Raw genomic sequence first — 14,655 nt, forward strand, 5'->3', positions numbered from 1 at the left:
GCGATTTATAAGATTCGAACCTGCTTGCCTGATGCGCTTCGCTTATCAGTCCTACAGACGACACTATTCACGTAGGCCGGATAAGACGTCAGTCGCCTTCCGGTATTCATCACACGCAATTATTGTGACTTTCTTACGCCAATCCGCTATCTTGTTTAGCATATAAAACAAATCTAACCGAATACGGCGTGCGTCACGCTTTTAATCGGTTATTTCGTTAAGCCAGTAAAACGAGAAAGCAAGATGAGCGTGATGTTTGATCCAGAAGCAGCAATTTATCCGTTTCCGCCGAAGCCAGCCCCGCTGAGTGTGGATGAAAAGCAATTTTATCGTGAAAAAATCAAGCGCCTGCTGAAAGAGCGTGATGCCGTTATGGTCGCGCACTATTACACCGATCCCGAAATTCAGCAGTTGGCCGAAGAGACCGGTGGTTGTATTTCTGATTCTCTGGAGATGGCGCGTTTCGGCTCAAAGCATTCTGCCTCTACGCTGTTGGTTGCAGGCGTGAGATTTATGGGGGAAACCGCCAAAATCCTCAGCCCGGAAAAGACCATCCTGATGCCGACCCTACAGGCGGAATGCTCATTAGATCTGGGCTGTCCGATTGATGCGTTCAGCGCGTTTTGCGATGCGCATCCGGATCGTACCGTGGTGGTTTACGCCAATACCTCAGCCGCCGTTAAAGCACGTGCGGACTGGGTCGTCACATCCAGTATCGCGGTAGAACTTATTGAGCATCTTGATAGTTTAGGTGAAAAAATCATCTGGGCTCCGGACAGACATCTGGGCAACTACGTACAAAAACAGACCGGTGCAGACGTTCTTTGTTGGCAGGGGGCCTGTATCGTCCACGACGAATTTAAAACTCAGGCTTTAACACGCATGAAGGGGCTTTACCCTGATGCTGCGGTGTTGGTGCACCCGGAGTCCCCCCAGTCTATCGTTGATATGGCCGATGCGGTTGGCTCAACCAGCCAGTTAATCAACGCAGCTAAATCGTTACCGCATCAACAGCTGATTGTGGCGACTGACCGGGGCATTTTTTACAAAATGCAGCAGGCTGTTCCGGATAAAGAGTTACTCGAAGCGCCGACGGCTGGTGAGGGGGCAACCTGTCGCAGCTGTGCGCATTGTCCGTGGATGGCGATGAACGGCCTCAAGGCGATTGCTGAGGGCCTGGAACAAGGCGGAGTGGCTCATGAGATACATGTTGATGCTGGGCTTCGAGAAGGGGCGTTGTTGCCGTTAAACCGCATGTTGGAATTTGCGGCTACACTTCGAGCTTAATTAATATTTTTGCTCTGGGGGAAAAGATGGACTTTTTTAGCACGCAGAACATTCTGGTACATATTCCGATTGGCGCTGGCGGTTACGATCTGTCTTGGATCGAAGCTGTGGGGACGATCGCCGGGTTGCTGTGTATTGGCCTGGCGAGCCTTGAGAAAATCAGCAATTACTTCTTCGGCCTGATAAACGTCACGCTGTTTGCGATTATCTTCTTTCAGATCCAGCTCTATGCAAGCCTGTTGCTGCAAGTTTTCTTTTTTGCCGCCAACATCTACGGCTGGTATGCCTGGTCCAGGCAAACCAACCAGCATGAAGCGGAACTGAAAATTCGCTGGCTGCCGTTACCAAAAGCGATCGGCTGGCTGGCGGCTTGCGTGGTGGCGATCGGCCTGATGTCGGTCTATATCGATCCGGTCTTTGCGTTCCTGACCCGCATTGCGGTGAACATTATGCAGGCATTGGGATTACAGGTTGTTGTGCCTGAGTTGCAACCCGATGCATTCCCATTCTGGGACTCCTGCATGATGGTGTTGTCGATTGCGGCGATGATCCTGATGACGCGTAAGTACGTTGAAAACTGGCTGCTGTGGGTGATCATTAACGTAATAAGCGTAGTGATTTTCGCCCTGCAAGGCGTATATGCCATGTCGCTGGAGTATGTGATCCTGACTGTTATCGCCCTGAACGGTAGCAGGATGTGGATTAACAGCGCGCGTGAGCGGGGGTCCCACGCGCTGTCCCATTAATGGTGATGGTGTGAATGGCCGGATACCCCCTGATACAGGTGGCAGTCCGGCCCATTACACGGCTGATACTCCATCTGGATCGTGGCGTGTTCAATCTGGTAGTGATGGATAAGAAAGTGCTGAATACGCTCCAGCAGCGCGTCGTGATCGTGCGGCGGAACCACCTGCACATGCAGCGTCATTACCGGTTTTTCACCCACCATCCAGACATGGACATGGTGTACATTGCGGACTTCAGGGATATCCCGGCTGAGATGGCGCTGCAGTGCGGCGATATCCAGCGTCAGCGGGGCGCCTTCCAGTAATTCATTAACGCTATCCTTTAACAGTCGCCAGGCGCTACGCAGTACCAGCACGGAAACCAGAATCGAGAGAATCGGGTCCGCAGGCGTCCAGCCCGTCCAGATAATAATCAGCGCAGCGATGATCGCCCCGACCGAGCCGAGTAAATCGCCCATCACATGCAGTGCCGCGGCGCGGACGTTCAGGTTTTTCTCCTCACTGCCGCGGTGTAGAACCCAAAAAGCCAGCACGTTGGCCAGTAAACCCGCGACAGCTATAACCATCATCATGCCGCCAGCCACGGGGCGGGGCGTATGGAAACGCTCAATGGCTTCCCAGACGATTAAAATGGTGATCACGACCAATGCGATGGCATTAACAAACGCGGCCAGTGTCGTGAGCCTCAGCCAGCCGAAGGTGTGTCGTATTGTGGGCGGGCGCTGGGAAAACCGGACGGCCAGCAGCGCAAAAAGGAGCGCTGCGGCATCAGTGAGCATATGCCCGGCATCGGCCAACAAGGCCAGTGAACCTGAAAGTAATCCACCCACCACTTCAACCAACATAAATCCGGCTGTAATGCAGAATGCAAACATCAAGCGGCGGGCATTATTGTCCTTGGGTTGCTCAGAAGAAGTATGAGTATGCGAGTGCGCCATTATGCCATCCCTTTGTTATTCTCATCTTTACTGTATGCCATCATACCGTTTTTGGGATGATAAAATTAAAAAGGAGAGCTATTGCTCTCCCATTATTAGCTTTATTTTCAGCGTTACTGCGTAGTGCCATCAGTTTTTGTCTCAGCATCATTGTTAATGCCGTTTCCGGTCTCAACCTTCTTATTCACATCAGGGCAGCGACCGTCCTTACACATGGTGTTTTTGTGCATCTCGTCTTTGGTCATCCCTTCATGGTTCATTGATGAACCGTTCGGGTGCAGCATTGTGCCACCCGAATTCACGTTACTGTTGTCGACATTATTTGGTGCCACGTTTTCGCGTGCGTCTGGGGCGACCTGACCGGCATCCGCCGAGGAATTTGCCTGGCCGTTATTGGACTGCGTATTGGTTTCAGCTGCCAGCGCCGCGCCGCTGGCGAGGCTGAGTGTAGCGGTAAGAAAGAGTGAAGCCAGCTTTGTCATATGCATAATATGCTCCTGTTATGGTCGATATGTCGGATAACGTCTTCCAACAGTGCATGTGCCAGTTACATCATCAATATGTGGTTAATAGTTTTGCCAGAGAAATTAAACCCAGCATAGAATCTTGAAATTTATGAAAATTAAAGCTGTTACAGTTATAAATTGTAGGTTGGATCTCGTTTTTCGCTACTTTATTGCGTTTTTTTGGCTAATTCCAGGATTAATCCGTCCAAAGTGTAAAACCCCGTTTACACTTTATGACTGAAGATATAGATTGGAGGGATTGCATTCATTTATATAAGTATGGCAACGCTGGAATAATCATGAATTATCAGAACGACGATTTACGCATTAAAGAGATCAACGAGTTATTACCGCCAGTCGCATTGTTGGAAAAATTCCCCGCTACTGAAAATGCCGCAAACACGGTAGCTCATGCCCGTAAGGCAATTCATAAAATCCTGAAAGGGAGTGACGATCGCCTGCTGGTAGTGATTGGGCCTTGCTCTATTCATGATCCGGCAGCCGCCAAAGAGTATGCCGCTCGCCTGCTGGCACTGCGTGAAGAGTTAAAAGGCGAGCTTGAAATCGTTATGCGCGTCTATTTTGAAAAACCGCGAACTACCGTCGGCTGGAAAGGGCTTATCAACGATCCGCACATGGACAACAGTTTCCAGATCAACGATGGGCTGCGCATTGCGCGTAAACTGCTGCTGGATATCAATGACAGCGGATTGCCTGCTGCGGGTGAATTCCTCGATATGATTACGCCGCAATACCTCGCCGACCTGATGAGCTGGGGCGCGATTGGGGCACGTACCACAGAATCTCAAGTGCACCGCGAATTGGCGTCTGGTCTGTCCTGCCCGGTTGGCTTTAAAAACGGTACTGATGGCACGATAAAAGTAGCGATTGATGCGATTAACGCCGCGGGAGCGCCGCACTGCTTCCTGTCTGTGACCAAATGGGGCCATTCGGCGATCGTGAATACCAGTGGTAATGGCGATTGCCATATTATTCTGCGCGGCGGCAAAGAGCCGAACTACAGCGCTCAGCACGTTGCCGACGTGAAAGAAGGTCTGATCAAAGCAGGGCTTTCAGCGCAGGTGATGATCGACTTTAGCCATGCCAACTCCAGCAAGCAGTTCAAAAAGCAGATGGATGTTGCGAAAGATGTTTGCGGACAAGTTGCTGGGGGCGAAAAAGCAATTATTGGCGTGATGATCGAAAGCCATCTGGTAGAAGGTAATCAGAACCCGGATAGCGGTGAGCCGCTGACCTACGGTAAAAGTATCACTGACGCCTGCATTGGTTGGGAAGATACCGATGCGGTGTTGCGCCAGCTGGCGGATGCTGTAAAAGCGCGCCGCGGTTAAAAAATTCATCCGGGCTACGCTCGGTAGGCCGGATAAGGCAACGCCGTCATCCGGCAATAAAAAAGCGTGGAGCATTCCACGCTTTTTTCGTTTGACCCGGGATGAAAATTACTTCGCTTTACCCTGGTTCGCAACGGCTGCCGCTTTTGCTGCGATCTCGTCAGCATTACCCAGATAGTAGTGTTTGATTGGTTTGAAGTTTTCGTCGAACTCATATACCAGCGGTACGCCGGTCGGGATGTTCAGTTCAAGGATCTCATCTTCGCCCATGTTATCCAGGTATTTAACCAGCGCACGCAGAGAGTTACCGTGAGCGGCGATAATTACGCGCTCACCACTTTTCATACGCGGCAGAATGGTTTCGTTCCAGTAGGGGATAACGCGATCGATGGTCAGCGCCAGGCTTTCGGTAACCGGTAACTCTTTGTCGGTCAACTTCGCATAACGCGGATCGTGACCTGGATAACGCTCGTCATCTTTGGTCAGCTCCGGTGGTGTTACCGCAAAGCCGCGACGCCATTGCTTAACCTGCTCGTCACCGTATTTTTCAGCGGTTTCAGCTTTGTTCAGACCCTGCAGCGCGCCGTAATGACGTTCGTTCAGTTTCCAGGATTTTTCAACCGGCAGCCAGGCCTGATCCAGTTCGTCCAGTACGTTCCACAGGGTGTGGATGGCACGTTTCAGCACAGAGGTATAAGCAAAATCGAAGCTGTAGCCTTCTTCTTTCAGCAGTTTACCTGCCGCTTTTGCTTCGCCCACGCCTTTCTCTGACAGATCAACGTCATACCAACCGGTAAAACGGTTTTCGTTGTTCCACTGACTTTCACCGTGACGTACCAGAACCAGCTTAGTTACAGCCATACACTCACTCCTATAAATCATATTGAATGATAATAATTCTCATTATATTGCCGTAAAGCGTCAGCGGCAATGCTTACGCATAACCATAGCGAAAATAGCGCCACAGTGTAAGGTTCTTGTGAATTCAAGGTTGCGATTTTGTCTTTGAGTGGTGGGGATTTGAGCGGTTATACTGTGATAAACAAATAACAGGCCCGCTACGTTACGTCATCGGGCCTGTGAGGGGAAAGGATCAGACTGGAATAAACTGATATTCCGTCACGCTGGCATATTCTTCGCCCGGACGCAGGAAGCAGTCCGGCTGCTGCCACTCAGGATGATTTGGGCTGTCCGGGAGAAACTCACTTTCCAGCGCCAGACCTTGCCAGTCTTCGTAGGCGCCTGGTCCGCGAGATGGTGTACCGCCGAGGAAGTTGCCGGAGTAAAACTGCAATGCCGGGGCGGAGGTGTATACCACCATCTGCAGTTTTTCATCCTGGGACCACAGTCGAGCGACCGGCGTACGCGCATTGCCCTGTGCCTGAAGCAGGAAGGCGTGATCGTAACCTTTTACCTTGCGCTGATCGTCATCGGCAAGAAATTCACTGCTGATGATTTTAGGCGTGCGGAAATCGAAACTGCTACCAGCGACGGATTTCAGCCCGTCATGCGGGATGCCCATTTCATCAACCGGCAAGTACTCGTCTGCCATAATTTGCAGCTTATGCTGGCGCACATCTGTTTTGTCACCATCGAGGTTAAAATAAACGTGATTCGTCAGATTCACCGGACAGGGCTTATCGACCGTGGCGCGGTAGGTTATCGAAATACGATTATCGTCAGTCAGGCGATACTGCGCGGTGGCGCATAGATGGCCAGGGAAACCCTGGTCGCCATCGTCAGATGTTAAGGCGAACAGCACCTGACGGTCATTCTGATTGACTATCTGCCAGCGACGTTTGTCGAAACCGTCTGGCCCGCCATGCAGCTGGTTTTCACCCTGACTTGGTATTAATTCAACGGTTTCGCCGGCAAAGGTATAGCGGCTGTTGGCGATACGGTTGGCGTAGCGACCAATCGAAGCCCCCAGAAATGCAGCCTGCTCCGGGTATTGTTCCGGACTGGCGCACCCGAGCAATGCTTCGCGCACGCTGCCATCGCTAAGCGGAATACGTGCAGAGAGCAGTGTCGCGCCCCAGTCCATGAGCGTGACGACCATCCCTGCGTCATTGCGCAGGGTGAGCAGGCGAAACGGCTGACCGTCCGGAGCCTGCACCGGGATTTCGTTTAACATTGTCCTGCTCCTTGTGAAGGTTTGCAGACGTAGAATGTTTCTTTGATACCGGTTTTCGCTTCGTATTGTTCCGCGACGGCCTGCTGTACGGCAGGAACCAAATCTTGCGGGATCAGCGCCACGATGCAGCCGCCGAAGCCGCCACCGGTCATACGGACACCGCCTTTATCGCCAATGGTCGCTTTGACAATCTCTACCAGCGTATCAATTTGCGGCACGGTAATTTCAAAGTCATCGCGCATGGAGGCGTGAGATTCCTCCATCAATTGGCCCATACGCAGCAGGTCGCCTTTTTCCAGCGCCTGCGCGGCTTCAACGGTACGCGCATTTTCCGTGATCACGTGGCGAACGCGTTTGGCGACAATCGGATCCAGCTCGTGGGCGACGGCGTTAAACGCTTCAAGGCTGACATCACGCAGCGCTGGCTGTTGGAAGAAGCGCGCGCCGGTTTCACACTGTTCGCGACGGGTGTTGTATTCGCTACCGACCAATGTGCGTTTAAAGTTACTGTTGATGATCACCACCGCGACGCCCTCAGGCATGGAAACGGCTTTGGTGCCCAGCGTTCGGCAGTCGATCAGTAGCGCATGATCTTTCTTACCAAGTGCCGAGATCAACTGATCCATAATGCCGCAGTTACAGCCGACAAACTGGTTTTCAGCTTCCTGACCATTCAGGGCAATTTGCGCGCCGTCGAGCGGCAGATGATAGAGCTGCTGGAATACCGTACCAACAGCGACTTCCAGCGAGGCAGAAGAACTTAAGCCCGCACCCTGCGGGACATTACCGCTGATCACCAGATCAGCACCGCCAAAGGCGTTATTGCGCTTTTGCAGATGTTTCACTACGCCACGCACGTAGTTTGACCACTGTTGGCTGTCATGAGCGATAATCGGCGCATCAAGCGAGAACTCATCAACCTGATTCTCGTAATCAGCGGCGATCACACGGACTTTTCGATCGTCGCGTGCCGCACAGCTGATAACGGTTTGATAGTCGATAGCGCAGGGCAGAACGAAGCCGTCGTTATAATCGGTATGTTCACCGATCAGGTTCACACGACCCGGTGCCTGAATAGTATGGGTGGCAGGGTAGCCAAATGTTTCAGCAAACAGAGATTGTGTTTTTTCTTTCAGACTCATTATTTAAACTCCGGATTCGCGAAAATGGATGTCGCTGACCGCACGCAGTCGTTCAGCTGCTTGTTCGGCCGTCAGGTCGCGCTGGGTTTCTGCCAGCATTTCGTATCCGACCATAAATTTACGCACGGTCGCGGAACGCAGCAGCGGCGGATAAAAGTGTGCATGCAACTGCCAGTGATGGTTTTCTTCACCGTTGAACGGTGCGCCGTGCCAGCCCATGGAATAGGGGAATGAGCACTGGAACAGGTTGTCATAACGACTGGTCAGTTTTTTCAACGCCAGCGCCAGGTCAGCACGCTGTTCGTCGGTCAAATCGGTAATACGCAGCACATGCGCTTTCGGCAGCAGCAGCGTTTCGAACGGCCACGCGGCCCAGTAAGGTACAACCGCCAGCCAGTGCTCGGTTTCAACGACCGTACGGCTGCCATCCGCCAGTTCTCGCTGGACGTAATCAACGAGCATCGGCGCGCCTTGTTCGGCGAAGTACGCTTTCTGCAGGCGATCTTCACGTTCGGCTTCGTTAGGCAAAAAGCTGTTGGCCCAAATTTGTCCGTGTGGGTGCGGGTTCGAGCACCCCATCGCTGCGCCTTTATTCTCAAATACCTGCACCCAAGGGTAGGTTTTCCCTAAGTCTTCGGTCTGTTCCTGCCACGTTTTTACGATTTCTGTCAGTGCAGGGACGCTGAGTTCCGGCAACGTTTTGCTGTGATCGGGTGAGAAGCAAATCACACGGCTGGTACCGCGTGCGCTCTGGCAGCGCATCAACGGATCGTGACTGTCCGGTGCGTCCGGGGTATCGGACATCAGCGCCGCAAAGTCATTGGTAAAGACATAGGTCCCGGTGTAATCCGGGTTTTTGTCGCCGGTAACTCGCGTATTGCCAGCGCACAGGAAGCAGTCCGGGTCATGTGCAGGCAGTACCTGCTTAGACGGAGTTTCCTGCGCCCCTTGCCACGGGCGTTTGGCGCGATGCGGTGAGACGAGGATCCACTGCCCGGTGAGCGGGTTAAAACGGCGATGTGGATGATCGACAGGATTGAATTGCGTCATGATTGGTCCTTAATCCGAATATCCCTGCGGGTGTCGTGACTGCCAGTGCCAGGTATCTTGTGCCATTTCATCCAGTGTGCGGGTCACGCGCCAGTTGAGCTCGCGATCGGCTTTGCTGGCATCAGCCCAGTAGGCAGGAAGATCGCCATCACGGCGCGGCGCGAAATGGTAATTCACCGGTTTACCACAGGCTTTGCTGAAGGCGTTGACCACGTCCAGCACGCTGCTGCCGATGCCTGCACCGAGGTTGTAAATATGTACGCCCTGTTTGCCCGCCAGTTTTTCCATGGCGGCAACGTGGCCGTCGGCGAGATCCATCACGTGGATATAGTCGCGTACACCGGTGCCATCTTCAGTAGGGTAGTCATTGCCAAATATGGCAAGAGACTCGCGGCGGCCAACGGCTACCTGCGCGATGTAAGGCATCAGGTTGTTTGGAATACCTTGCGGATCTTCCCCCATATCTCCCGATGGATGAGCACCAACCGGGTTAAAGTAGCGCAGCAGGGCAATACTCCAGTCGGGCTGCGCTTTTTGCAGATCGGTCAGGATCTGTTCCACCATCAGCTTGCTTTTGCCGTACGGACTCTGCGGCGTGCCGGTGGGGAAGCTTTCAACGTAAGGAATTTGCGGCTGATCGCCATAGACGGTCGCGGAGGAGCTGAAAATGAAGTTTTTCACGTTAGCAGCGCGCATTGCATTCACCAGACGCAGAGTGCCGTTGACGTTGTTGTCATAGTACTCCAGCGGCTTGGCAACGGATTCTCCAACGGCTTTTAAACCGGCAAAATGGATGACCGTATCAATGGCATGATCGTGCAGAATTTCGGTTATCAGCGCTTCGTTACGGATGTCTCCTTCCACGAAGGTCGGATGCTTGCCGCCTAAACGCTCAATGACGGGCAGTACGCTGCGCTTGCTGTTGCAGAGATTGTCCAGGATCACCACTTCGTGACCGTTTTTCAGCAACTGCACGCAAGTGTGGCTTCCAATGTAACCGCTACCACCTGTAACCAATACTCTCATAATTCGCTCCGTTAAGCCTATGGTATGCAATAACCATAGCATAACAAAGATGCGAAAAGTGTGACACGGAATAAATTAGTGGAATCGTTTACACTCCGGTGTTTTCACTCGATGCTGCCAGTTACTTTATTATAAATCATTATGTTAGGTTGTTATTTCAGCACTTGTCTGAAAAAAAAGCAGAAAAAAGGGCGTGATAAACGCCCTGACATGAAAATTAACGCAGAGAGGTTTGTCGATAGGCGTAGATATCACCCTCGGGTACAAACTCTAGCCGATGGGTAATGCAGCCCGGGGCATCTTCGGCGTGATGAGAGACAAACAAAAGCTGAGTTTCACCTTCACCGATCAGGACATCCACAAACCGACGGATCAGTTGACGGTTGAGCGGATCTAATCCTTGCAACGGTTCATCAAGGATCAGCAACGTAGGATGTTTCACCAGTGCACGAACAATCAATGCCAGCCGCTGCTGCCCCCAGGAAAGACTATGAAATGGCGCATCCGCGGTACGTTTATCGATGCCCAGAATATCCAGCCACTGTTGTACCAGCTTGTTCTGCCTGTCGGAGACGGCCTGATAAATGCCGATTGAATCGAAATAACCGGAGAGAATAACGTTGCGAACTGTTGTACTTACCCGGTAATCCAGATGCAGGCTGCTGCTGACATAGCCAATGTGTTTTTTGATATCCCAGATAGTTTCACCGCTGCCCCGGCGGCGGCCAAACAGGGTCAGGTCGTTGCTATATCCCTGGGGATGATCGCCGGTGATTAAACTGAGCAGGGTTGATTTCCCCGCACCGTTGGGACCGATGATTTGCCAGTGTTCCCCCGGATTTACCCGCCAACTCAGATGATGCAGGATAGGGCGATCGTTATACGAGACGGTGCCGTCGTTAAGCACAATGCGCGGCTCGTTATCTGACAACGTGTGGCGCACCGAAGGCTCATCCGGTTCGGGTAACTGGATGCCTTCCAGCCGTTCGCTATGGGCAAGCTGAGCGATTAATGCCTGTTGCAGAAGGTCTGTTTTTGCGCCGGTTTCCGTCAGCGTGCAATCGGCAAGCACGCCGGCAAACTGCACGAACTCGGGAATTTCATCAAAGCGGTTTAGCACCAGCACCAGCGTTAAACCGGCCTGGTGCAACTCAGCGAGCAAATCTGCTAACTGGCGGCGGGACGCGACGTCCAGCCCGTCAAAGGGTTCATCAAGGATCAGCAAATCTGGCGTGGACATTAATGCCTGGCAGAGCAGAGTTTTGCGGGTTTCACCGGTGGAAAGGTATTTGAAACGCCTGTTGAGCAGGGCAGAAATGCCAAACTGCTGCGCCAGCGTAGCGCAGCGGGCGGGGTCGTGAACCTCATCCTGAATGATTTCTGCGGTGGTGCGCCCGGTGTCGTCTTCACCGGGACTAAGAAGATCGGTGTTGTTTCGCTGCCACTCGTCGCTGACCAGCTTTTGGAGCTGCTCAAAGGAGAGTCGGGTAATACGTGTGAACTGGCAGCGGCGTTCGCCTTTCAGGAGCGGCAACTCGCCCGCCAGCGCGCGGGCCAGCGCAGATTTCCCACTGCCGTTAGAGCCAACAAACGCCCAGCTATCACCCGCGTTTAACGTCAACGCATCTAACTGGAGCGTTTTTGTGTCGCTAAGACGAAACGTGCCTTGCGAAATTTGCAATGATGACATTTTGTATCCCATTATTTGCAGCGATGAATAACAGGGATACGTGTTCTTCAGGCTGATGTCAATTAACTCAGCACAGTGTGGCGATAATCACTCTGTCCGCATTAAAATATGCTGTGACGTTAGCGCCTTCCGTTAATGTGTGGGTCTGCTCTATCGGCAACGTCGCGCACAGCGTCTGGCCGTCTGGCAAGGTCATCAACACTTCACACTGCTCAGCTCCGCGTTCGATATGGCTAATTGTACCCTGCAACTGGTTATCGGCGGCCTGGGCAATGGCGTCGTCCTGAGTGATTCCCACCCACGGCGCTTTCAACAGAATCAGGACTTCTTTGCCTTCTTCAAGCCCGAGACGCTCGCCGCTTTGCGCAGTGATTGCCACTTTCAGGCGCGTTTCGCCATCCGCCAGCAGGACGTCGACATGCTGTTGAACCTGATCGTGGTCGCGGGCGGTAATGGTGCCAAACCACTGGTTACGGGCGCTGGTTTGCAGCGAAAAGCGAGAGATCGCCGCCAGCAGGCTATTGAGTGGCAGGGCATCGTCATCGCTCAAAACATCGAAGGCTTTCTGTTGGATTTGCGCTAATAAATCATACAGCTGGATTAAGCGTTGGCCATAGCGCGTTAACACCGCGCCGCCGCCGCCTTTGCCGCCAGTGGCGCGCTCAACCAGCGTTTGCTCACTGAGCTGGTTCATTTCGTTAATCGCATCCCAGGCGCTTTTATAACTGATACCTGCATCCTTTGCGCCCTGACTGATGGAGCCGGAAAGCGCAATGTGTTTAAGCAGAGAAATGCGACGGGGATCGGCAAACAGTTTTTGCTGAAGTTTCAGCGTAAGAAGGATTTCGGCCTGCATCACAAGCTCCTGGCAAAAGGGGTATTGTGACGGAAAACCGCGCGCGCGCAAAGCCAACCGCACAAAAGGGGAGTGCTTTTCTGTGTTATGTGGTTAGAATACAACTAAGGACTATATCTGGAGTTGACCATGTTAGAGTTATTGAAAAGTCTGGTATTCGCCGTAATCATGGTACCTGTGGTAATGGCCATCATTCTGGGTCTGATTTACGGACTGGGTGAAGTGTTTAACATTTTCTCCGGTATCGGTCAGAAAGACCAGTCCAGACAGAATCATTGATTCCCCAAACGCCCGCTCAGTCGGGCGTTTATATTTTTTGCCTGCCAACTCGTTTTCTCAAGATCTTGCTTTCCCTGCCGATATTTTCTTTGTGTAACCTCTAATTGGTATCAATAACCACTGGGAAAATCCTGATTTACTCGCTATATTTGCGCCTACATAACGAAACGCAAAGGAGTTACAGATGGCACGTACATGGTTACGCTTGTTTGCAGGGGCAACACTTTCTCTTACCGTTGCCGGACATGCGCTGGCGGATGAAGGAAAGATTACCGTTTTTGCAGCTGCTTCGCTGACCAACGCGATGCAGGACATTGCAACGCAATATAAAAAAGAGAAGAACGTTGATGTTGTCTCCTCTTTTGCTTCTTCTTCCACGCTGGCGCGTCAGATTGAAGCAGGCGCTCCGGCCGATCTGTTTATTTCTGCCGATCAGAAATGGATGGACTACGCGGTAGACAAGAAGTCGATTGATACCGCATCGCGTGAAACGCTGCTGGGTAACAGTCTGGTGGTGGTTGCGCCGAAAGCCAGCGCGCAGAAAGACTTCACCATTGACAGCAAAACCAACTGGACCAGTCTGTTGAACGGTGGACGCCTGGCTGTTGGCGATCCAGAACATGTTCCGGCGGGCATTTATGCCAAAGAAGCGCTGCAAAAACTGGGTGCATGGGATACCCTGGCCCCGAAACTGGCTCCTGCTGAAGACGTGCGCGGTGCGCTGGCACTGGTAGAGCGTAACGAAGCGCCGCTGGGTATCGTCTATGGTTCCGATGCCGTCGCCAGCAAGGGCGTAAAAGTCGTTGCGACTTTCCCGGAAGATTCGCACAAAAAAGTGGAATACCCTATCGCGATTGTTGATGGGCACAAAAACGCAACGGTTAGCGCGTTCTATGATTACCTGAAAGGACCGCAGGCTGCTGAAATCTTTAAACGTTATGGATTTACGACCAAGTAATGATACTGACCGATCCTGAATGGCAGGCCGTCATACTGAGCCTGAAAGTTTCTTCCCTGGCCGTCTTGTTTAGCCTGCCGTTTGGGATCTTCTTTGCCTGGCTGCTTGTGCGATGCAAGTTCCCGGGCAAAGCACTGCTCGACAGCGTTCTGCATTTGCCGCTGGTTCTGCCGCCGGTGGTGGTGGGCTATCTGCTGTTGATTGCTATGGGGCGGCGCGGATTCATTGGCGAATGGCTGTACGACTGGTTTGGCATCACCTTTGCCTTTAGCTGGCGCGGTGCGGTGCTGGCCGCAGCGGTGATGTCCTTCCCTCTGATGGTAAGGGCTATTCGTCTGGCGTTGGAAGGTGTTGACGTCAAACTGGAGCAGGCGGCCCGCACGCTGGGAGCCGGACGCTGGCGCGTATTTATGACCATTACGCTACCGCTGATGCTACCCGGCATTATTGTCGGTACGGTGCTGGCGTTTGCGCGTTCCCTCGGGGAATTCGGCGCAACAATTACCTTTGTCTCCAATATTCCTGGCGAAACCCGCACTATCCCTTCGGCGATGTATACCTTGATCCAGACCCCCGGCGGCGAAAGCGCGGCGGCAAGGTTATGTATTATTTCTATTGTGTTAGCGCTGATTTCACTGCTGATCTCTGAATGGCTGGCGCGTATTAGCCGTGAACGGACGGGGCGATAACC

At 52.6% G+C, this 14,655-nt stretch carries 15 protein-coding genes; 6 read left to right on the forward strand and 9 right to left on the reverse strand.

Annotated features, from left to right (window positions below):
• Window positions 1-243: 243 nt before the first annotated feature.
• Both nadA and pnuC read left to right on the forward strand, forming a co-directional pair.
• A complete protein-coding gene (gene nadA / locus OGX89_RS19640; protein WP_003831444.1) occupies window positions 244-1,287 on the forward strand; it encodes a quinolinate synthase NadA in 1,044 nt (347 codons plus the stop codon).
• Between the two features lie 26 nt (window positions 1,288-1,313).
• Window positions 1,314-2,033 (forward strand): nicotinamide riboside transporter PnuC, encoded by a 720-nt coding sequence (gene pnuC, locus OGX89_RS19645; RefSeq protein ID WP_003831446.1) that lies wholly within the window; start codon window positions 1,314-1,316, stop codon window positions 2,031-2,033.
• On the opposite strand, the gene zitB is transcribed toward pnuC, so the two are convergent.
• Complete coding sequence (gene zitB / locus OGX89_RS19650) at window positions 2,030-2,971, reverse strand: CDF family zinc transporter ZitB (protein ID WP_063940679.1); 942 nt, start codon at window positions 2,969-2,971, stop codon at window positions 2,030-2,032. The genes pnuC and zitB overlap by 4 nt on opposite strands.
• 113 nt (window positions 2,972-3,084) lie before the next feature.
• Window positions 3,085-3,459, reverse strand: coding sequence for a YbgS-like family protein (locus OGX89_RS19655; protein ID WP_003022994.1), 375 nt, complete (start codon window positions 3,457-3,459; stop codon window positions 3,085-3,087).
• Between the two features lie 317 nt (window positions 3,460-3,776).
• Between OGX89_RS19655 and aroG the strand changes: the two genes are divergently transcribed.
• Window positions 3,777-4,829, forward strand: a complete 1,053-nt coding sequence (gene aroG / locus OGX89_RS19660; protein WP_003831449.1) for a 3-deoxy-7-phosphoheptulonate synthase AroG — start codon at window positions 3,777-3,779, stop codon at window positions 4,827-4,829.
• A gap of 108 nt (window positions 4,830-4,937) precedes the next feature.
• Here the strand turns inward: aroG and gpmA are convergent, their stop codons facing one another.
• The 7 genes from gpmA to modE all read right to left on the reverse strand — a co-directional run bounded on the left by gpmA (window position 4,938) and on the right by modE (window position 12,727).
• Window positions 4,938-5,690, reverse strand: a complete 753-nt coding sequence (gene gpmA / locus OGX89_RS19665; RefSeq protein WP_003022999.1) for a 2,3-diphosphoglycerate-dependent phosphoglycerate mutase — start codon at window positions 5,688-5,690, stop codon at window positions 4,938-4,940.
• 232 nt (window positions 5,691-5,922) lie between these two features.
• On the reverse strand, window positions 5,923-6,963 hold the full coding sequence (gene galM, locus OGX89_RS19670) for a galactose-1-epimerase (protein ID WP_126956685.1): 1,041 nt from the start codon (window positions 6,961-6,963) through the stop codon (window positions 5,923-5,925).
• Window positions 6,957-8,105, reverse strand: coding sequence for a galactokinase (gene galK, locus OGX89_RS19675; protein WP_126318789.1), 1,149 nt, complete (start codon window positions 8,103-8,105; stop codon window positions 6,957-6,959). Before galK ends, galM begins: the two co-directional genes overlap by 7 nt.
• Window positions 8,106-8,108: 3 nt before the next feature.
• On the reverse strand, window positions 8,109-9,155 hold the full coding sequence (galT, locus tag OGX89_RS19680; RefSeq protein WP_126956687.1) for a galactose-1-phosphate uridylyltransferase: 1,047 nt from the start codon (window positions 9,153-9,155) through the stop codon (window positions 8,109-8,111).
• A gap of 9 nt (window positions 9,156-9,164) precedes the next feature.
• On the reverse strand, window positions 9,165-10,181 hold the full coding sequence (gene galE / locus OGX89_RS19685; RefSeq protein ID WP_003831462.1) for a UDP-glucose 4-epimerase GalE: 1,017 nt from the start codon (window positions 10,179-10,181) through the stop codon (window positions 9,165-9,167).
• Between the two features lie 217 nt (window positions 10,182-10,398).
• Window positions 10,399-11,871 carry a molybdate ABC transporter ATP-binding protein ModF gene (gene modF, locus OGX89_RS19690; RefSeq protein ID WP_126956689.1) on the reverse strand — a complete coding sequence of 491 codons (1,473 nt, stop codon included), beginning with the start codon at window positions 11,869-11,871 and terminating at the stop codon, window positions 10,399-10,401.
• A gap of 67 nt (window positions 11,872-11,938) precedes the next feature.
• Entirely contained in the window at window positions 11,939-12,727 is a 789-nt protein-coding gene (modE, locus tag OGX89_RS19695; protein ID WP_003831465.1) for a molybdenum-dependent transcriptional regulator, read from the reverse strand.
• A 129-nt stretch (window positions 12,728-12,856) separates the two neighbouring features.
• Here modE and OGX89_RS19700 point away from each other — a divergent pair, with 129 nt between their 5' ends.
• The 3 genes from OGX89_RS19700 (at window position 12,857) to modB (ending at window position 14,653) form a co-directional block, all read left to right on the forward strand.
• A complete protein-coding gene (locus OGX89_RS19700; RefSeq protein ID WP_003023026.1) occupies window positions 12,857-13,006 on the forward strand; it encodes an AcrZ family multidrug efflux pump-associated protein in 150 nt (49 codons plus the stop codon).
• 184 nt (window positions 13,007-13,190) lie between these two features.
• Window positions 13,191-13,964: a molybdate ABC transporter substrate-binding protein gene (gene modA, locus OGX89_RS19705; protein ID WP_003831470.1), complete on the forward strand. Its 774-nt coding sequence runs from the start codon at window positions 13,191-13,193 to the stop codon at window positions 13,962-13,964.
• The gene (gene modB, locus OGX89_RS19710; protein ID WP_032942750.1) at window positions 13,964-14,653 is read left to right on the forward strand and encodes a molybdate ABC transporter permease subunit; all 690 of its coding nucleotides are present in this window, start codon (window positions 13,964-13,966) and stop codon (window positions 14,651-14,653) included. Before modA ends, modB begins: the two co-directional genes overlap by 1 nt.
• Window positions 14,654-14,655: the final 2 nt, after the last annotated feature.

The sequence above is a fragment of the Citrobacter sp. Cpo103 genome, assembly GCF_030332605.1.
Lineage (GTDB): Bacteria > Pseudomonadota > Gammaproteobacteria > Enterobacterales > Enterobacteriaceae > Citrobacter > Citrobacter portucalensis.